Genomic DNA, 18,604 nt, shown 5'->3' with positions numbered 1-18,604 from the left:
CCCCCCTCCCCCCCCCCCCACTCCCCCCCCCCCCCCCCCCCCCCCCCCCCCCCCCCCCCCCCCCCCCCGCTCCGTCGTGCCGTGCCACACCGCGCCGCGCTGTGTCGCGCCGTGCCATACCGCGCCGCGCTGTGTCGGGCCGTGCCCTACAGCGCCGTACCGCCTGCCGTGCGGCTGTCGCGCTCTTCCTCGCAAGACCTCCACCGCAAATCGAAGACATATGTCAATCGAACATGCTCAAATTCAGTCCGTTGAGGGTAACTTGCAGGGCGGGGAACGCTTTTGCCGTCGGCCGGTCCCCAGGACTCGGCTGCGCTCGAACGCTCGGTGCCGCCGCAGGCGCGGCAGGTGGGAGGCGATGTCGTCGTGCAGCAGGACCCCGCGCCGCTCACCCGGCACCTGCGGATCCGCCACGACCGGGGGCACACGGTGCTGGAGTTCCACGGCGAGATCGACATCGCCGCGGCCGCGGAGATCACTCCCCATCTCGACCGACTGACGACACGCCGTGACGTCCGCCTGGTGATCGACCTCCGGCACATCGAGTTCTTCGACTGCTCGGGGCTGCGCCTGCTGTACCGGGCCCGCAGCCAGGTCCTCGACCGGGGCGGGGAGCTGAGACTGGTGTGCGCCCACCCCCTGACCCTGCGCGTCCTGCGGGCCACCGGTCTGTCCCGGCTGCTGACCCCGCATCCGACGCTGGACGCGGCCCTGGGCATGCCCGAGGCCACGTCCGGGTCGTGGTGAACCTCGCCGCTCGAGGATCGCCGCACCTCGGTCCGCGGCCGGCGCGCCCCGGACCGCCGCGCCCGTGCGCCCCCCACTGCCCCCATCAGTGGTGGTGATGGGCCAACGCAGCGGTCTGACATGGCAATTGGCGGGCATGCGAAGGGGGAGGAAGGAGGGCCGTCGCCATGACGACTCCCATCAGGCGCATGTCCAGACGCACCCCGGGCTGGGCGAAGGCGGTGAGCGCCGTCGTGCTGGTGCTCGTGGTGTTCTTCGCCGGCCTCCGGCTGAGCGTGATCCCCGGCCTGAAGGATCTGTTCGGAACGGAGACACATGACCGCTCCGGACCCGCGCTGCTGCAGTCCATCCAGGACATGAGCCGCTACGACGCCGCCTCCGGCAACTTCCAGGTCGTCGTGGACCTGGAGAAGGACGCCAAGTTCCTGCCGGACGCGATCCGCGGCTCCCGCACCCTGTACGTCGGCGCGGGCACCGTCGACGCCTACGTCGACCTGGGCAAGGTCGGCAAGGACGACGTGACGGTCGACGACGACCGCACGTCCGCCACGCTCCGTCTGCCGCACGCGGCACTGGGCAGGCCGGCGCTCGACCCGGACCGCTCCTACGCCGTCTCCAAGCAGCGCGGTCTGCTCAACCGGCTCGGCGATCTGTTCTCGGACAACCCCAACAGCGAACAGGCCGTGCAGAAACTCGCGGTCCGGCACATCGGCGAGGCGGCCCGGCAGAGCGGGCTGACCGAGCGCGCCGAGTCCAACACCACCGACATGCTCGAGGGCCTGCTGCACTCTCTCGGCTTCAAGGTGGTCCACGTCAGCTACGGCGCCTGACCGAGCGCGAGCGGCACGGTGCCCGCCGGCTTCCCGGCCACGGCGGGCATCGTCGGCCGGTCGCCGGGTAACCGCCTTGCACCGCAAGGAAGTTGAAGACCGGAGGATCGAATGGCCCGTGCAGCCTCACGCTCTCGCATCGCGCTTCGCCCGCGCGCCGGCAAACCGGGGCGCGAGCCGGCACCGACGCGCGCCGAGCGGCACGTCGTGCCACTGCCGTTCCGCCTGCTGGCCATGGTGTGCGCGTTCGCCTTCATGGTGGCGTTCGCCGTGGTGCTGGCCCGGCTCACCCTGGAGCCCTCACCCGCGTCGGTGGCGCTGACCCACACCAACCTGCATCCGGGCCAGTCGCTGCGCGCCTACCTGGATCAGCCGGCGCTGCGCGACGCGGTCAAGCAGATCGGCGGGAACCTGCTGCTGGGGATCCCGTTCGGCGTCCTCGTCCCGATCGTCGCCCCGCGGACCCGCGGCGTGCTGCGGGTGCTGCTGCTGACCGCCGTGGTCATGCTGCTGGTGGAGTTCGCCCAGGGCGCGCTGGTCACCGGCCGCGCCTTCGACATCGACGACGTCATCCTCAACACCTCGGGTGCGCTGCTCGGCTATCTGCTGCTGGGGCGGCGGCTGAGCCGGGCGGTGCACGCGCGGAAGCGGCCGGTGCCGGACGAGCGGTGAGCGAGGGACGCCTCGGCGGCCCCGGGTCCTCGACGGCCCGGGGCCGCTTTTTTTGGACTCCAGGTCCGTACCAGCCTCTTGACGCCCACTTATCTCACTCCTTAAATCAAGAATCAGCACTGTCAGCGCCTTTCACCCCCACCCCGGCCGGCCGGCCCCGCCGCCGTGCCGCCGTACGGAAGGAAGTTGCCGTGGCCTCCCCCCTCCTGCCGCGCAGATGCCTGCTCGCCGCCCTGTCCGCCGCCGCGCTGATCGCCACCCTGGCCGGCGGTCCGGCGCAGGCGCGGCCCGAGACCGCCACGACCACCGCGACCGCCTCGGCCGCAGTGGCGTTCTCCGACACCTTCGACGGGCCCGCCGGGGCCGCGGTCGACGCCTCCAAGTGGCAGGTGGAGACCGGCGACAACGTCAACAACCACGAGCGGCAGTACTACACGTCCGGCAGCAACAACGCCGCGCTGGACGGCCAGGGCCACCTGGTCATCACGGCCCGCCGCGAGAACCCGGCCGGCTACCAGTGCTGGTACGGCACCTGCCAGTACACCTCGGCCCGGATCAACACGGCCGGCAAGTTCACCGCGCAGTACGGCCATGTCGAGGCCCGGATGAAGATCCCGCGGGGCCAGGGCATGTGGCCGGCGTTCTGGATGCTCGGCACACCCGTCAACTGGCCGGACTCCGGCGAGATCGACGTCATGGAGAACGTCGGCTTCGAGCCGTCCACCGTGCACGGCACCATCCACGGCCCCGGCTACTCCGGCTCCGGCGGCATCGGCGCCGCCTACACCCTGCCCGGCGGCCAGGCCTTCGCCGACGCCTTCCACACCTTCGCCGTCGACTGGGCGCCGGGCTCCATCACCTGGTCCGTGGACGGCACCGTCTACCAGCGGCGCACCCCCGCCGACCTGGGCGGCCGGACCTGGGTCTTCGACAAGCCGTTCTTCCTGATCCTCAACCTCGCCGTGGGCGGCTACTGGCCCGGCGACCCCGACGCCTCCACGGTCTTCCCGCAACAGCTCGTCGTCGACTCGGTGTCGGTCACCACCGGCGACACCGCCACCGGGGCCGCGATCAAGGGCCTGGCCGGCAAGTGCGTCGACGTCGCCGGGGCGAACCCGGCCAACGGCACTCCGGTCCAGCTCTACGACTGCAATGGCACCGCCGCCCAGCAGTGGACCGTGGGCTCCGACGGCACCGTGCGCGCGCTCGGCAAGTGCCTGGACGTGACCGACAACGGCACCGCCGACGGCTCCACCGTCCAGCTGTGGGACTGCACCGGCGGCCCCAACCAGAAGTGGACCGTCACCGCAGCGCACGACATCGTCAACCCGCAGGCCGACAAGTGCCTTGACGTGACCGGCAACAACTCGGCCAACGGCACCCGGCTGCAGATCTGGACCTGCACGGGCGGCGCCAACCAGAAGTGGACGGTCGGCTGACCGGCTGCGCGGTCCCGGGAAAGCGTCAGTGCAGGTGCCAGGTGAACTTGTCCCCGCCCACCCAGCGCACCACGTCCGGATCGTCGAGGTCGTGCACGTGGATCCCGAACGCTGCGGCGGTCTCCAGCACGTCGACGAGGGTCTTCGCCTCGCCGACCACCTCGCCGTCGATCTCCACGACCCGGAACGGCGGCGTGCCCGGCTGCACGCCGAGCACCACGATCCGCGGACGGGCGATGTGCGGGCTCCCGATTTCGGTCATGCCATAGAGCGTAGGCCGCTTCCGGCCATCTCGGCTCGGCCAGGCCGGCCGGGCCGGGTCGGCCGCGCGGCCCGGTCTCCCGGCCGCCTCACGGACGGCGCCAGTCGTCGCTGGTCAGATGAGAGCCGGCCTGCGGTCCCATCCGCAGCATGCCGCCGTCCACGCTCCAGGACGCGCCGGTGACGTACGACGCCTCGGGCCCGGCGAGGAACGCGATCACGGCGGCGACCTCGCGGGCGTCCCCGGGCCGCCCGAGCGGCACGCCGGGGCGGGACACGGTGGACACGTCGGTGTCCTCCTGGCCGGTCATCGGCGTGGCGATCTCGCCGGGCGCCACCGCGTTGACGGTGATGCCGTGTTCGGCGAGTTCGAGCGCCATCACCTGGGTGAGCAGCCCGAGTCCGCCTTTGGCCGCGCAGTACGGCGCGGCGCCCACCCGCGGCTGGTGCTCGTGGACGGAGGTGACGTTGACGATCCGGCCGCCGTCGCCCTGCCGGATCATGTGCCGGGCCGCCTTCTGCCCGCACAGGAAGGGACCGATCAGGTCCACCTCCAGTACCTCGCGGACGTCGTCGAGCTTCAGGTCGAGGAACGGCGTCATGGTGCCCGTACCGGCGTTGTTGACCAGGACGTCGACCCGGCCGAGGCGGTCGCACAGCTCGTCGACGACGTCCGCGGCGGCGGGCAGCCGGGTCAGGTCCGCCCGCGCCACCTCGGCCCGCCGTCCGTGGGCGCGCACCTCCCGCGCCGTCTCCTCCGCCCCCTCGCGGTCGCTGTGCCAGGTGATGCCGACGTCCGTCCCGGCGCGGGCCAGGCGGACGGCCGTGGCCCGGCCGATCCCGGAGTCGGCGCCGGTGATCACGGCGGCCTTGCTGCGGACGGGTTCGGACATCGCGCCCTCCTTGGAATCGCGGCAGGTGGCGAGGCATCGCAGTACCCGGGCGAGCAGCAGACAAACCGTGCGTGCCCGGCGTCGCTGGGGAACCCTGGAGGAGGATCGCGAGGAAGAAGGTGACGATGGACCCCGTCGAGGCACTGGAGCGGATCGCCTTCCTGCTGGAGCGTTCCCTGGCGCCGACGTACCGGGTGCGTGCCTTCCGCACGGCGGCCCGCGTGCTGACGTCGCTGCCCGGGGACGAGGTGCGCGAACGGGCCGCGAGCGGGTCGCTGGAGTCGCTCAGGGGCGTCGGCCCGAAGACCGCGCAGGTGGTGCGGGAGGCGCTGGCCGGGCAGGTGCCCGGCTATCTGCGGAAGCTGGAGGACGAGACCGAGGCGCCCGGCGACGGGGGCGGCGCGCGGCTGCGGGCGCTGCTGCGCGGGGACTGCCATCTGCACTCCGACTGGTCGGACGGCGGCAGCCCGATCGAGGAGATGGGCCGGACCGCGGCGGCGCTCGGGCACGAGTGGGCGGCCCTGACCGACCACTCGCCGCGGCTGACCGTGGCGCGGGGCCTGTCGGCCGAGCGGCTGCGCGAGCAGCTGGACGTGGTCGCACGGCTGAACGCGACGTGGGCGCCGTTCCGGCTGCTCACCGGGATCGAGTGCGACATCCTCGAGGACGGCTCGCTGGACCAGGAGCCGGAGTTGCTGGAGCGGCTCGACGTCGTGGTGGTGTCGGTGCACTCCAAGCTGCGCATGGACGCCCGCGCCATGACCCGCCGCCTGGTGCGGGCCGTGCGCGACGAGCACGCCGACGTCCTCGGCCACTGCACCGGCAGGCTGGTCACCGGGCGGGGACGGCCGGGGTCGCGGTTCGACGCCGACGAGGTGTTCGCCGCGTGCGCGGACAGCGGCACGGCCGTGGAGATCAACAGCCGGCCGGAACGGCTGGACCCGCCCCGGCGGCTGCTGCGCCGGGCGGTGGACGCGGGCGTGCTGTTCTCCGTCGACACCGACGCCCACGCGCCCGGCCAGCTGGACTGGCAGATCCTCGGCTGCGAGCGGGCGGAGGAATGCGGGGTGCCGACGGAGCGGGTGGTCACCACCTGGACCGCCAAGGAGCTGCTGGCCTGGACGCGGGAGGGGCGCACGCCCTCGGGAGTGCCCGGCGCGTGACGCGAGTGCCGGGCCTCTGACGTGGTACTCGGGCGCCCACCGAGGAAGGGAGCGGCATGGACCGGGCAGCCGTGTTCGACATCGACGGGACGCTCGTCGACACCAACCATCTGCACGTGGTGACCTGGTGGGAGGCGTTCCGCCAGGCGGGGCACCGGGTGTCCATGCACGCCGTCCACCGGTCCGTCGGACTGGGCTCCGCGGACCTCGTCGCCCGGCTGCTCGACGACGAACGCGATGAAAATGATGAACACGACGGGCACGACGGGCGCGACGGGCGCGACGAGGAGCGGGAAGCGCGGCTCAGTGCCGCGCACAAGGCGCTGTACGGGCAGTACTTCGACCGGCTGCCGCCGCTGCGGGACGCCGGCCGGCTGCTGCGGCGACTGCACCACAACGGCTGGAAGGTGGTCCTGGCGACCTCGGCGAGCGGTCCGGAACTGTCCGCGCTGCGCCGCGCGATCGACGCCGACGACGCGATCACCACGATGGCCGGCGCCGACGACGTCGAGCAGGGCAAACCGGCGCCCGAGCCGGTCGAACACGCCCTGGAGCTGGCCGGGGTGCCCGCCGAACGGGCCGTCTTCGTCGGCGACACCGTGTGGGACATGCAGGCCGGCCGCCGGGCCGGCGTGCGCTGCCTGGGCGTCCTGTCCGGCGGCATCCCGCGCCACGACCTGCGGGAGGCGGGAGCGGAGGCCGTCTACGACGACGTCGCCGACCTGCTGGCCCGGCTGAAGGACAGCCCGCTCGCCTGACCCGGGCGGCGCGGTGTGCGGGACGGGCACAGGTGACACAGCTCACCGCGAGCGGGGGCAGGCCGGGGAACACCGGGTGGGGTTCGCCCGTTGAACGGACCGTGGGTGCGGACGGGACAGTGTCCCCGGGCCTCACCATCCGCCCACAGGGACGATCGTTCGGCTGAAGCCCTGTGGAGCCTTTCGCCGAGAGGCGACCGCCGTGCGTGCCCACCCTCTGTCGGCCCCGACCGTGATTCCCCCGTCCGGTCGGGGCCTTTCGCCGCCCGCCGCGGCTCACGGTCCGGGCAGGTGCGGCGGCCGCTCGGGTGCGCGCCGCGTGCGTCCCTCCCGGCCGGGTACTCGGCACCTCCCCCGCCACCGCAGGGCGGGGGGCGCCCCGGGCGCCAGGTCGCCGGGCAGGTCCCGGTCAGACGCCGCGTACGGGTGCGGGCGCCGGTCAGGCCGTGGGCTCGTCCGGGGTGGGGTGTTCCTCGTGGACGGTCGCCTTGCGCGGGCCGTCCTGGCGGCCCGTGCCCGCCTCGTCGGTGTCGGGGAGGTCGGCGGCGGACTCGTCCTCGCCGGAGGTGCCGGGCGCCGCCTCCCACGGGTCCTCGCCCTCGCGTGCCAGCTGGTCCGGCATGTCCCGCGGAACGGGTTCGCCGTCCTGCCCTGTGCTTCGCCGGTCGGCCACGGCGTGCCCCTTTCGTCTCGTCGGGCGCCCGGCGAGTACCTCCGCCGGTGACCGGCGAAACATCACTGCGGCGCGCGCTCCCGCAGTGCCGTGCGCCAGGCGGGGGCCGGGCCCTCGGGGGCGGGCTCGAGGCGGCGGCCACCGCGCGCGAAGAAGTCCGCGAGGGGCAGGATCGCGGCGCCCACGGTCACCGCGTCCGGCCCGAGCCGGCCGAGGTCGATGGTGACCTTCTCGGCCGGGTGGCGCAGCGCGTACGAGGCCGCGTACCGGCGGACGGCGGGCAGGAAGCGGGAGCCGAGCTGGAGACCGGCCCACCCGCCGATGAGGATGCGCTCCGGCTGGAAGAGGTTGATCAGGTCGGACAGGCCGGCGCCCAGGTACTCGGCGGTCTCCTCCAGGACCGCGAGGGCGACCGGGTCGGCCTCGGTGCCCTCGGGCGGATAGGCGGCGGCCAGCATCGCGGTCAGCGTGGTCTCCTCGTCGGCGCCCCGCGGCGGACGTCCGCCCTCCTCGCGCCACCGGTCCAGCAGCGACTCGGCGCCCGCGTAGGCCTCCAGGCAGCCGAGCGCGCCGCAGCGGCAGCGGCGCCCCCTGACCCGTACGGTCAGATGCCCCCACTCCACCGCGCGGCCCTGTTCCACCTCCGGTGTGACCAGGCAGGCGCCGACGCCGGAGCCGAACAGCACGACGACGGCGTTGCGCGCGCCGCGTCCGCCGCCGAACCACATCTCGGCCTGACCGAGCGTCTTGGCGCCGTTGTCGATGAAGTACCGCACGCTGTCCGGGAGCGGGGAGCCCGTGCGCAGCAGGCTCTCCAGCGGGACGGCGTCCCAGCCGATGGTCTGCCCGTGCACGACGGCACCGCGGTCGGCGGTGTGTTCGACGATGCCGGGGACGCCGATACCGACGCCGAGGAGCTGTTCCGGGGCGATGCCCGCGGTGTCGAGCACCTCGGCGATGCCGTCGCGGATGTGGCCGACGATGACCTGGACCTCGTAGCGCCGTTGGGTGAGCGGGCGCTCGGCGCGGGCGAGTTCGGTGAGGGTGAGGTCGAACAGCTCGATGCGCACGCGTGTCTCGCCGACGTCGACGCCGATCATGTGGCCGCTGCCCGGCGCCACGCGCAGCAGGGTGCGCGGGCGGCCGCCGTCGGAGTCGACGCTGCCGGCCTCCTCGAGCAGGCCGTCGGCGACGAGGTCCGCGACCACGTTGCTGACCGATCCGGAGCTGAGGCCGGTGGCCGGGCCCAGCTCGAAGCGGCTGAGGGGGCCGTCGAAGTAGAGCCGTTGCAGCACGGCTGTCCGGTTGGCCCGCCTGAGGTCGCGTACCGTGCGCCCGTTCCGCCCCGCCATGTGGCTCCTTTCGAACCTTGCCCGACCCGCAACATACCCTTGGCCCGGGCCTGGCGCGACTTTCCCCCAACCCTTAGTTCAGGCTGTGAACGAAGCCGTGCGCGGCCCCCCGGAAATCCGGTGGCTCCCGCCGTCCCAGCCTGCCTAGCCTTGGCAAGAACCTAGGGCTCCTAGGTTTGCGTCGAGGCACATCGAAACACCAGGAGGGCTCCCCGTGCGATCACTCACCGAGCAGGAGATCCGCACCTCGTTCGTCAACTGCTCCAAGGGCGAGGCCAAGCGGCTGGCGGTCCCACGCGACCTCGACCGACGCCCCTGGGACGACCTGGACTTCCTGGGCTGGCGCGATCCGGGCGCCCCCGATCGCAGCTATCTGGCCACCGAGCGCGAGGGCCGGCTCGTGGGCCTGGCACTGCGTTACCCGCCCTCGCAGCGGGGATTCCTGCACCGCAGCATGTGTTCGCTGTGCCTGACGACCCACCCTGGCGGCGGTGTCTCGCTGATGACGGCCCGGAAGGCGGGCGCGGCGGGACGCGAGGGCAACTCCGTCGGTGTGTACATGTGCACCGATCTCGCCTGTTCCCTCTACGTGCGGGGCAAGAAGGTCCCGGACAGCGGCGCCCGCTTCGAGGAGAGCCTCACCCTGGAGGAGCAGGTCACCCGGATCCGGGGCAACCTGTCCGCCTTCCTCGACAGACTCTGCGTCTGACGGCCGCACCGGGCAGGCCGCCCGTTCGCGGTCCCCCACTCCCGGGGTCGAGGACAGGATCGGTCCTCGACGAGGCGCGTCGAGGACTGATTCAAGCCATCCGTGGAAGGGGAAAAGGCCAAGGATGGGAGAGGTACGTGAGCGGACGGCGGCCCTGATGCGCTTCACGAAGCGGCGCCGGGACCCCGTGGTCGTCCAGACGCTGCGGTCGGCGGCCGCGGCGACGATCGCGTACGTCGTCGCGCTGCGCCTGAGCCCCGAGTCCGCCCCGCTGACGGCGCCGCTGACCGCGCTGCTGGTCGTCCAGGTCACGCTGTACGCCACCATCACCAACGGCATCCGCCGGGTCAACGCGGTGGTCGCCGGGGTGCTCGTCGCCATCGCCTTCAGTCTGCTGGTGGGCCTGACCTGGTGGAGTCTCGCCCTGCTGATCGTGGCCTCGCTGGCCGTGGGGCACCTGGTGCGGGTCGACGAGTACGTGCCCGAGGTGGCGATCAGCGCGATGCTGGTGCTCGGGGTCACGACCGTCGGCAACACGGCCTGGGCCCGGGTGCTGGAGACGCTGATCGGCGCGGTCGTCGGGCTCGGCTGCAATCTGCTGCTCGCGCCGCCGGTGTGGGTGGACGAGGCGGGTGAGTCGATCGAGGGCCTGGCCCGGCGGGTGCGGCAGCTGATGCTCTGGATGGGCGAGGAGGCCGCGGGCCACACACCCGTCGAACGGGCGACCGGACGGCTCTACGAGGCACGCCGGCTGGACAACGACATCGGCGACGTGGACGCCGCCCTGCGGCAGGCCGAGGACAGTCTGCGGCTCAATCCGCGGGTGCGCGAGGGCGTGCTGCACCGGGTGGTGCTGCGGACCGGACTGGACACGCTGGAGATCTGCACGGTGGTGCTGCGAGCGTTGGCGCGCACGCTCACCGATCTCGCCAAGGAGCGCGACCCCGATCCGCTGTTCGGCCCCCGATCGGGGCCCGAACTGCAACAGCTGCTGTCGGAGATCGCCGACGCGGTGGTCAGCTTCGCGGTGCTCGTCACCACCCACGTCAGCGCGAGCGCCGAATCCGCGGAGGAACGCCTCACCGCCGAGCTGCGCCAGGCTGCGGCCACCCGCGACAAACTGGCCCAGCTGCTGCTGGAGGAGGTGCAGCGGGACGCGCGTCAGTGGCAGCTGCACGGCGCCGTGCTGAGCGAGGTCAACCGCATCCTGGACGAGATGGACACCGAGCACCGTTCACGCAGGCTGCTGGAGGAGCTGGACCATTCGGCCCGCGAGCAGCACGCGCGCCTGCCGGGGCTCACCCGGCTGCGCGAGAACCTGCGGATCGGAGAACGGCTGCGGATCGGGAAACGGTCGGGGACCGGGGAGCGGCTGCGGTTCCGGGAGCGGCTGCGGTTCCGGGAGCGGCTGCGGTTCCGGGAGCGGCTGCGGTTCTGGGAGCGGCTGCGCAGGAACCGCTCCGCCGCCGCGCGCCGTCCCAGGTGACGAGGTCACGGAGACGAGGGGCGGCGCATGACGGACAGCACGGTGCGGATCGACGGGAACACCCTGCGACTGCCGGGCGGTGTGGCGGTGCGCTTCGTGCGCACGCTGCGCCTGCCGGAGACGGGCACCCATCCGCTGCCGCCGGGACTGGGCGAGTTCCCGGTCCGGCGGGTGGCGGACTACGCGGACACGGTGCCCGGGCAGTGGCGTGCGCGGGGCGGTGTGATGCTCCCGGTGTACCTGCGCGAGGCGATGTGGCTGAGCTTCTCGGGCACGACGGAGCCGGCCGCGCTGCAGGTCGGCGTGGGCAAGGTGTGCGCGGTCTCGGGCAAGCCGTGGAGCGACCGGCTGGTGCGCGAGCCGCAGAACTATCTGGTGCTGCCCCGCCAGCCGTGGCTGGACGGCATCAACTCCGGCAAGGGCACGGTCCGCCAGTTCGTGGCGGTGCCGCTGGGCCTGGGCGCGACCGTCGAGGGCCAGGTGACCGGCGAGGAGGTCTGGGGCGGTGTGCAGCTGCAGTCCTTCCCGCTGGAGGAAGGGAAGCTGGCCGAGTGGCGTGCGGAGCAGCGGCGGCGGGCCGAGCAGGCGCGGGCCGTGATGCCGCCGTCCGGCGGCTACGGCGCGGCGATGCCGATGATGGCCGCCCCACCCGCGCCGGGCGCGATACCGGCGCCCGCCATGGCGGGCGTCCCGCGCGCCGCCGCGGCGATGGGGCTGGGCGTCGGCGGTTCGATGCGCCAGGAGGTCTACCGGGACGACCGGCCGCTGCGGGACTGGGCCGAGGAGCCGGCGGGGCGGGTGTTCGTGCATCTGGTCACGCCGCCGGAGTGGCGCCGCATCACCGGAGAGGCCCCGCCGCCGTCGCCGGTGGACCGCGCGGCGTACACCCGGGCGGGCCTGCCCTGGTTCGACTACTACGACCAGGACGCGGCGGACCTCGCCCCGGCGGACACGCTGCAGGCGGTCAAGCCGGTGGGCGACTGGATCGGGGACGACCACGAACCCTGGCAGGCCCCCTCCCCGCACCAGGTGCAGCCGCTCGGCGACGCGCCGGGCAAGCCGGTCGAGGACGGCGACTGGTAGGCGCCCTCACAGAACTCGGGCCGAGCGGACGCAGAAGGTACACCGAGCGGAAGCCGAGCGGACGCGCGCGCCCACGATCCCGGCCAAGGCCACCGGGCACTCCCTTGGACTGAACTCGCTTGTTCACCAAGGGCAGTTGCACGGTGGCCTGCCCCGTTCCCGGGGAGCGTTCGCCGCCGGCACCCGGAGCCGGCAGTAGCAGGAACACAACCGGAGCCCCTGTTTGCCTGTGCCGGGTGGTCCGCGCGAAGGTTGCTGTCACGACCGGGGCGACCGATCACCTGAGGTGCGCGATGGGCAGTGGAACACGAACGGCGGGCGGCGGCTGGAGCAGGCGCCGCCTCGTCGGCGTTCTCGCGGGAGCGGCCGCGGCGACGGCACTGCCCGCACCCGCGCCCGCGCCCGAGCCCCCGGGAACCACCCCGCCGGCACCGGACGCGGCCGGGCCCCCGCCCGCCGCCCGGCCCACCGAGCGGCCCTCCGCACAGCCGTCGCGCGAACCCTCCGGTCCCCGTCCGCTCTACCTCGGCACCTACACCTCCGTCGACGGCGGCGGCAAGGGCATCGGGCTGGCGGTCTACGATCCCGCGACCGGCGCGATCACCGGGTCCGGGACCCTCACCGGCGTCCCGGACCCGTCGTACCTCGCCGTGCACCCGGACGGCCGGACGCTGTACGCGGTCGACGAGCGCGCGGACGGCGCCGTGACCGCCGTACGCCTCTCCGACCGCCGGATCCTGGGCAGCCGGAGCACCGGCGGGGCGGGGTCCTGCCACCTCAGCGTGCATCCGAGCGGCCGCTGGCTGCTGAGCGCCGACTACGGCTCCGGCAGCGTCGCCGTCCACCCGATCGGCGACTCCGGCGCGCTCGGTGAGCGCGCCGACCTGGTGAAGCACTCCAGCCCGGCGCCCGGCCCCGGCCAGCGGGGGCCGCACGCCCACCAGGTCGTCACGAGCCCGGACGGCGGCCATGTGCTCGCCGTCGACCTGGGCACCGACACCGTCTACAGCTACCGGCTGGACCTGCGCACCGGCAGGCTGACGGAGGTCGCGCGGGCGGCGACCCGGCCGGGCGCGGGACCACGCCACCTGACCTTCCACCCCGGGGGCCGGTACGCCTACCTGGCCAACGAGGTCGACGACACGGTCACGGTCTGCGCCTACGACCGGGCCGGCGGCCGTCTGACGATCGGCGAGCCGCAGTCCACGGGCGCGGGCGCGGGCGCCAACTACCCGGCGCAGATCCTGGTGACGTCCGACGGCGCGTACGCCTACCTGGCCAACCGCGGCCACGACAGCATCGCGCGCTACGCGGTGGAGGCCGGCGGCGCGCGGCTGCGCCTGCTGGGCACGGTGCCGGTGGCGGGCGAGTTCCCGCGGCAGATCGCCTTCTCGCCGGACGGGACGCTGCTGTTCGCGGCGAACCAGCGGTCCGGCACCGTCAGCGTCTTCCACGTGGACGCCCGCACCGGCGAACTGCGCCTGGCCGGGCGGCCGTTCGCCTCACCCATGGCCGTCTGCGCGCTGCCGCTGTAGGGGCCGGGAGGCGGGGCCGGCGGCGGTGCGCTCCGTTCAGGGTGCGACGACGCCCAGCAGCGCCCGCGCGCACAGGTCGCGGACCTGCTGCCGGGTCAGGTCGGAGCCGCGCAGCCACTCCAGGCAGACGGCCGTGGTGAACGCCAGCCAGCCCCGGACGGCGAGCCGCAGGTCGGGGCGGGCCTGCGCGACCGGCCCCAGCTCGGGGTCCGCCGCGAGCGCGGCGAGGATCTGCCGTTCCTGCGCGGCCAGGGACCGCTGGTAGACCCTGCGCACGGCCTGGTCCCCGGCCGCGTCCGCGCGGTGGAAGGCGCGGAAGCCGTGGGCGTGCGCCTCGACGTACGCGAGGAAGGTGTCCAGGCCCGCCGCGAGCTGGTCACGTGCCGGAACCCCGGGGACGGCCGCGGTCATGCGCAGCATCCGCTCGCTCTCCCGCTCCACGACCGCCGCGAAGAAGTCCCGCTTGGTCGGGAAGTAGTGGTAGAGCAGCCCCCGCGAGACGCCGGCGATCTCGGCGACCTGCTCGATCCACACCTCGTCGTACGGGTTCTCCGAGAACAGCCGCGCCCCCACCGCCAGCAGCTGTTCCCGGCGTTCCTCGGTACTGAGCCGGCGACGCGCGCGCTCACCCTGGTTCGCGGCCATGTCCGCACCTTACTTGACGCCGGTTCAACGGCGGGACCAGACTGGGGCCGCTCTATTGAACCCACGTACAACACGCTCGACCTGCCGCTGCAGCAAGGGAGATCGCGTCATGGCGGAGACGACGACCGGGACCGCGACGGGGACCGGGGCCGGGCTTCCCCGGGGTTTCCGCGGCGCCGAGCAGGGCTGGCCCGAGCTGCACCGGATCCCGCGTCCGGCGTACCGGCTGCCGCTGCTCGGCGACGTGCTCGGGGCCAGCAAGAGCACCCCCCTGCAGAACGCCGTGCGGCGCGGCCGGCAGTTGGGGCCGATCTTCCGGCTGGCGGCCTTCGGCCGGGAGTTCGTGTTCGTGTGGGGGGCCGGTCTCGTGGCCGACCTGGCGGACGAGTCGCGGTTCGCCAAGCACGTCGGCTTGGGCGTCGCCAATCTGCGGCCGGTCGCCGGGGACGGGCTGTTCACCGCGTACAACCACGAGCCGAACTGGCAGCTGGCCCACGACGTCCTCGCGCCGGGCTTCAGCCGGGAGGCGATGGCGGCCTACCACCCGATGATGCTGGCCGTGGCCGGCCGGCTCACCGACCACTGGGACCGCGAACTGGCGGCCGGCCGGGCGGTGGACGTGCCCGGCGACATGACCAAGCTGACGCTGGAGACCATCGCGCGCACCGGTTTCGGGCACGACTTCGGCTCCTTCGAGCGCTCCCGGCCGCATCCCTTCGTGACCGCGATGGTGGGCACCCTCAGCTACGCCCAGCGCCTGAACACGGTGCCTTCCCCGCGCCTGCTGCGGCGCGCGGCGCGGCGCAACGAGGCCGACATCGCCCTGCTCAACAGCACGGTCGACGACCTGGTCCGGGCCCGCCGCGCGTCCAGCGGGGACGGGGACCTGCTGGACCGGATGCTGCACACGGCCCATCCCGAGACCGGGGAGCGACTGTCGGACCGGAACGTGCGCCGCCAGGTCATCACGTTCCTGGTGGCCGGCCACGAGACGACGTCGGGCGCGCTGTCCTTCGCCCTGCACTACCTCTCCCGCCATCCCGAGGTCGCGGCCCGCGCCCGCGCCGAGGTGGACGCCGTCTGGGGTGACACGGCGGTGCCCGGCTACGAGCAGGTGGCCAAACTGCGGTACGTGCGCCGGGTGCTGGACGAGGCGCTGCGGCTGTGGCCGACGGCGCCGGCGTACGCCCGGGAGGCGCGGTACGACACGGTGCTGGACGGCGCGCACCCGATGCGCCGGGGAGCGTGGGCGCTGGTCCTCACGCCGATGCTGCACCGCGACCCGGCGGCCTGGGGTCCGGACGCCGAACGGTTCGACCCGGACCGCTTCGACCCGAAGGCCGTACGGTCCAGGCCTCCGCACGTCTTCAAGCCGTTCGGCACGGGCGCGCGGGCGTGCATCGGCCGGCAGTTCGCGCTGCACGAAGCCGCGCTGGTGCTCGGTCTGCTGCTGCGCCGCTACCTGCTCGTCCCCGACCCGGCCTACCGGCTGCGGGTGACCGAGCGGCTCACGCTGATGCCGGACGGGCTGCGGCTGCACCTGGAGCGGCGCGCGGCCGGCGCCCCGGTCACCCCGGCGCCGGACACCCAGGACGTGCCGTCAGCGTCACGCTGTCCAGTGCGCGGGGCGGGCGACTGACTCCGGCAGCCGGGTGCCGGCGCCGCCGCGGGCCGCGTCGAGCTGCGGCTGGGTGAGGAAGAAGGCGCCGGTCAGGTCGGCGTCCGTGAGGTCGGCGTCGCGCAGGTCGGCGCCGATCAGGTCCGCGCCGCGCAGGTCGGCTCCGGTCAGGTCGGCGGCGATGAGGTAGGCGCCGCGCAGGTTCGCGCCGCGCAGGTCGGCGCCCTTGAGGCGGGCGCCGATGAGGTCCGCGCCGCGGCGGTCCTTGCGACGGCCGCGCGTGCCGGCCCGCACCAGTTCGCTGGTCCTCAGCAGCAGCACGTCGACCTCCCGCCGGTGCGCGGCGACGTCCAGCTCCGCCAGTTCCTCCGGCCCGAGGCGAGTGAGCCGCTCGGTGTCGTCGAGCATCCGGCGCAGCTCGGCGTGGACCGGGCGGGCGGCGGGCAGGGCGAGCGCCGCGGTGAGGTACCACAGCAGTTCGTGCAGTTGCCGGACGACCGGGAAGATCTCGAACATGCGCCGGGCCTGCTCGCGCGACCCCGTGCGCCAGTCCTGCCCGGCGAAGGTGACCTGGGAGACCTTCTGCCCGGCGCCGAAGCAGTCGTAGACCGTGCAGCCGGTGAAGCCCTCCTGCCGCAGCCGAGCGTGGATCCCGCAGCGGTGGTCCCCGCGCAGGTTCGAACAGGGCCGCCCGGCCTCCTTGTCGACCGCGAAGTCCGCGGAGGCGGCGAAGGGCAGGGCGACGCAGCACAGCCCGAAACAGCGCCCGCAGTCCCCGCGCAGACCGGACTGTTCCGGCGTTCGTTCTCGCATGTCACCCAGCCTATCCAGCCGCCGCGGGCGGACGGGCGGACGGGCCCGCTCGCCGGTCCGCTAGCGTGGGAACAGTTCGAACGCCACGGCCGGCCTGCCGCCGAACCGCTCCCCCGTCGCCGCGGCGTGCCCGGTCAGGAAGTCGCGGGCGTACGTCTCCGGGTCCTCGTCGGTCAACGCCTCGAGGTAGGTGCGGTGTTCGAGCAGCGACGCCACCGCCCGCTGCAGACCGGGCGACGCCTCCACGGCGTGCGTGGGCGAGGCGGAACCGGCGACGGCGACCCAGCGGACGCCGTTCCACGGCTGAAGGCCCCGCCGCGTGAGCTCGGGGAAGATCCACCGGTTGCCGGCGTCCGCGGCCGCGTCCAGGGTGGCGCGTCCGACGGCCACGTGGTCCGGGGTGTTCCAGGCGACGCCTCCCCAGGTGTCGCGGTGGTTGAGCGTGATCACCAGCTCGGGCCGGTGCCGGCGGATCGCGGCGGCGATGTCGCGGCGCAGCGGGAGGCCGTACTCGATCACACCGTCCCGGTGGCCGAGGAACTCCACCGCCGACACGCCGACCACCGCGGCGCTCGACCGCTGTTCCCGCTCGCGCAGCGGGCCGCACGTCTCCGGGTCCAGCGAGTCGATGCCGGCCTCGCCGCGGGTCGCCAGCACGTAGGCGACCTCGCGGCCCTCGTCGGTCCAGGCGGCGATCGCGGCGGCACACCCGTATTCGAGGTCGTCGGGGTGGGCCACCACCGCCAGCGCGCGCCGCCAGTCGGTCGGCATGGGCTGCAGAGGCGTGTTCTCCGGCTCCGTCATGCCCGCAGACTAGTCTTCGGCCCCCGTCGGCTCACACCTCGTCACGGGCGAGCGCGAGCAGGCGGTCCAGCACCCGCGGGCCTCCGGCGCGCACGCCGTCGTGCTCGAACTCGTCCGTCACCCAGGTGCGCAGGCCCCGGACGGCGCGGGCGGTGTGCAGCGAGTGGGCCGTGTCGACGTACATGTCGTCGTGGTAGACGGCCGCCGCGACCGGGACGTCGTTGGCGGCGAGGCGGGCGGGGTCGTACAGGGGGCGCCAGTCGGTGCGGGCGGCGAGGAGGTCGGCGGTCTCGCGCAGCGGGCGCAGCGCCGGGTCGCAGTCGAACGTCCAGGGGTGCACCGACTCGCCGGTGAACAGCAGCGGCTCGTCGCCCGAGAGGGCCTTGGCCGCGTCGAACTGCGGGAACTCGGCTCGCACCCGCTCGGCGGACCAGTCGGTGGGGCGCTCGTCCTGGCCGTAGATCGCCTCGTGGACGAGGGCGTACAGGGGGTGGCCCGCGTACGACAGCAGGCCCTGGACCTCTTCCTGGAAGGCGTCGGACAGCGCGGTGCCCCCCGGGGTGCGGACGAAGGCGTGCTCCAGGAGGTAGTGCAGGCGGTGGCTGCCCTCGCCGCCGCCGAGGAGGATGCCGAGGGACTGGAACGCCTCGACGGTGAGCCGGTAGCCGTTCGGCAGGGTCACCTGGTGGGTGAGGAGGTGGTCGGCGATGCGGCGGGCGCGTTCGACGTCCTGGGGGTAGCGGGCGTAGTGGGCGGTGACCTTGCGTTCGATGCGGGGGTAGGCGGCGCGGTAGACGTCGTCGGCGTGCGCGTCGAGGGACGGCAGGCCGCCCGTGATCAGGGCGGCGGTCAGGCCCTCGGGGGCGTGGGAGAGGTAGCTGACCGTGCAGAACCCGCCGAAGCTCTGGCCGAGGACGGTCCAGGGCGCGCCGCCGGTGACCTCGGCGCGGATCGCCTCGCAGTCCCGGACGATCGCGTCGGCGCGGAAGCGGGCGAGGTAGTCGGCCTGGGGGGGGGGGGGGGGGGGGGGGGGGGGGGGGGGGGGGGGGGGGGGGGGGGGGGGGGGGGGGGGGGTGGGGGGGGGAGGGAGAAACACACGAGCCCCCCCCCCCCTGCCCCACAA

18 protein-coding genes and 1 pseudogene are annotated in these 18,604 nt (G+C 73.9%); 11 read left to right on the top strand and 8 right to left on the bottom strand.

Going from position 1 to position 18,604, the window contains the following annotated elements; translation table 11 throughout:
* The first annotated feature begins 366 nt into the window (after positions 1 to 366).
* The 4 genes from ACZ5GT_RS06660 to ACZ5GT_RS06645 all read left to right on the top strand — a co-directional run bounded on the left by ACZ5GT_RS06660 (position 367) and on the right by ACZ5GT_RS06645 (position 3,688).
* Entirely contained in the window at positions 367 to 747 is a 381-nt protein-coding gene (locus ACZ5GT_RS06660; RefSeq protein ID WP_469015535.1) for an anti-sigma factor antagonist, read from the top strand.
* Between the two features lie 167 nt (positions 748 to 914).
* On the top strand, positions 915 to 1,577 hold the full coding sequence (locus ACZ5GT_RS06655; protein ID WP_469015532.1) for a DUF4230 domain-containing protein: 663 nt from the start codon (positions 915 to 917) through the stop codon (positions 1,575 to 1,577).
* A 111-nt stretch (positions 1,578 to 1,688) separates the two neighbouring features.
* A complete protein-coding gene (locus ACZ5GT_RS06650) occupies positions 1,689 to 2,249 on the top strand; it encodes a VanZ family protein (RefSeq protein ID WP_469015528.1) in 561 nt (186 codons plus the stop codon).
* 191 nt (positions 2,250 to 2,440) lie between these two features.
* On the top strand, positions 2,441 to 3,688 hold the full coding sequence (locus ACZ5GT_RS06645) for a ricin-type beta-trefoil lectin domain protein (protein ID WP_469015523.1): 1,248 nt from the start codon (positions 2,441 to 2,443) through the stop codon (positions 3,686 to 3,688).
* Positions 3,689 to 3,713: 25 nt separating this feature from the next.
* Here ACZ5GT_RS06645 and ACZ5GT_RS06640 read toward each other — a convergent pair whose 3' ends face one another.
* Together ACZ5GT_RS06640 and ACZ5GT_RS06635 are read right to left on the bottom strand one after the other, a co-directional pair.
* Entirely contained in the window at positions 3,714 to 3,950 is a 237-nt protein-coding gene (locus tag ACZ5GT_RS06640; protein ID WP_469015520.1) for a hypothetical protein, read from the bottom strand.
* An 88-nt stretch (positions 3,951 to 4,038) separates the two neighbouring features.
* The gene (locus ACZ5GT_RS06635; protein ID WP_469015517.1) at positions 4,039 to 4,842 is read right to left on the bottom strand and encodes an SDR family oxidoreductase; all 804 of its coding nucleotides are present in this window, start codon (positions 4,840 to 4,842) and stop codon (positions 4,039 to 4,041) included.
* A gap of 125 nt (positions 4,843 to 4,967) precedes the next feature.
* Between ACZ5GT_RS06635 and ACZ5GT_RS06630 the strand changes: the two genes are divergently transcribed.
* A complete protein-coding gene (locus ACZ5GT_RS06630; RefSeq protein WP_469016204.1) occupies positions 4,968 to 6,005 on the top strand; it encodes a PHP domain-containing protein in 1,038 nt (345 codons plus the stop codon).
* A 56-nt stretch (positions 6,006 to 6,061) separates the two neighbouring features.
* Positions 6,062 to 6,763, top strand: coding sequence for an HAD family hydrolase (locus ACZ5GT_RS06625; RefSeq protein WP_469015514.1), 702 nt, complete (start codon positions 6,062 to 6,064; stop codon positions 6,761 to 6,763).
* A 439-nt stretch (positions 6,764 to 7,202) separates the two neighbouring features.
* Here ACZ5GT_RS06625 and ACZ5GT_RS06620 read toward each other — a convergent pair whose 3' ends face one another.
* Complete coding sequence (locus tag ACZ5GT_RS06620) at positions 7,203 to 7,436, bottom strand: hypothetical protein (RefSeq protein ID WP_469015511.1); 234 nt, start codon at positions 7,434 to 7,436, stop codon at positions 7,203 to 7,205.
* Between the two features lie 62 nt (positions 7,437 to 7,498).
* Positions 7,499 to 8,788 carry an ROK family protein gene (locus ACZ5GT_RS06615; protein ID WP_469015508.1) on the bottom strand — a complete coding sequence of 430 codons (1,290 nt, stop codon included), beginning with the start codon at positions 8,786 to 8,788 and terminating at the stop codon, positions 7,499 to 7,501.
* Between the two features lie 214 nt (positions 8,789 to 9,002).
* Here ACZ5GT_RS06615 and ACZ5GT_RS06610 point away from each other — a divergent pair, with 214 nt between their 5' ends.
* The 4 genes from ACZ5GT_RS06610 to ACZ5GT_RS06595 all read left to right on the top strand — a co-directional run bounded on the left by ACZ5GT_RS06610 (position 9,003) and on the right by ACZ5GT_RS06595 (position 13,601).
* The gene (locus ACZ5GT_RS06610) at positions 9,003 to 9,497 is read left to right on the top strand and encodes an FBP domain-containing protein (RefSeq protein ID WP_469015505.1); all 495 of its coding nucleotides are present in this window, start codon (positions 9,003 to 9,005) and stop codon (positions 9,495 to 9,497) included.
* A gap of 124 nt (positions 9,498 to 9,621) precedes the next feature.
* Positions 9,622 to 10,983 (top strand): FUSC family protein, encoded by a 1,362-nt coding sequence (locus ACZ5GT_RS06605; RefSeq protein ID WP_469015501.1) that lies wholly within the window; start codon positions 9,622 to 9,624, stop codon positions 10,981 to 10,983.
* 27 nt (positions 10,984 to 11,010) lie between these two features.
* The gene (locus tag ACZ5GT_RS06600; protein ID WP_469015493.1) at positions 11,011 to 12,066 is read left to right on the top strand and encodes a hypothetical protein; all 1,056 of its coding nucleotides are present in this window, start codon (positions 11,011 to 11,013) and stop codon (positions 12,064 to 12,066) included.
* Between the two features lie 293 nt (positions 12,067 to 12,359).
* Entirely contained in the window at positions 12,360 to 13,601 is a 1,242-nt protein-coding gene (locus tag ACZ5GT_RS06595; protein WP_469015489.1) for a lactonase family protein, read from the top strand.
* 36 nt (positions 13,602 to 13,637) lie between these two features.
* On the opposite strand, the gene ACZ5GT_RS06590 is transcribed toward ACZ5GT_RS06595, so the two are convergent.
* Positions 13,638 to 14,246, bottom strand: coding sequence for a TetR/AcrR family transcriptional regulator (locus ACZ5GT_RS06590; protein WP_469015486.1), 609 nt, complete (start codon positions 14,244 to 14,246; stop codon positions 13,638 to 13,640).
* Positions 14,247 to 14,355: 109 nt separating this feature from the next.
* Here ACZ5GT_RS06590 and ACZ5GT_RS06585 point away from each other — a divergent pair, with 109 nt between their 5' ends.
* Positions 14,356 to 15,885 carry a cytochrome P450 gene (locus tag ACZ5GT_RS06585; RefSeq protein WP_469015482.1) on the top strand — a complete coding sequence of 510 codons (1,530 nt, stop codon included), beginning with the start codon at positions 14,356 to 14,358 and terminating at the stop codon, positions 15,883 to 15,885.
* Here ACZ5GT_RS06585 and ACZ5GT_RS06580 read toward each other — a convergent pair.
* The 3 genes and pseudogenes from ACZ5GT_RS06580 to ACZ5GT_RS06570 form a co-directional block, all read right to left on the bottom strand.
* Positions 15,853 to 16,677 (bottom strand): pentapeptide repeat-containing protein, encoded by an 825-nt coding sequence (locus tag ACZ5GT_RS06580; RefSeq protein WP_469015479.1) that lies wholly within the window; start codon positions 16,675 to 16,677, stop codon positions 15,853 to 15,855. The genes ACZ5GT_RS06585 and ACZ5GT_RS06580 overlap by 33 nt on opposite strands.
* Before the next feature lie 60 nt (positions 16,678 to 16,737).
* A complete protein-coding gene (locus ACZ5GT_RS06575) occupies positions 16,738 to 17,481 on the bottom strand; it encodes a PIG-L deacetylase family protein (RefSeq protein ID WP_469015471.1) in 744 nt (247 codons plus the stop codon).
* Between the two features lie 31 nt (positions 17,482 to 17,512).
* Positions 17,513 to 18,499: pseudogene (locus ACZ5GT_RS06570) on the bottom strand (alpha/beta fold hydrolase); the annotation flags it as partial.
* Positions 18,500 to 18,604: the final 105 nt, after the last annotated feature.

Source organism: Streptomyces sp. NPDC031340 (genome assembly GCF_055569945.1).
Note: the sequence above shows the minus strand (reverse complement) of the source record. Positions and strands in the feature narration are given on the sequence as shown.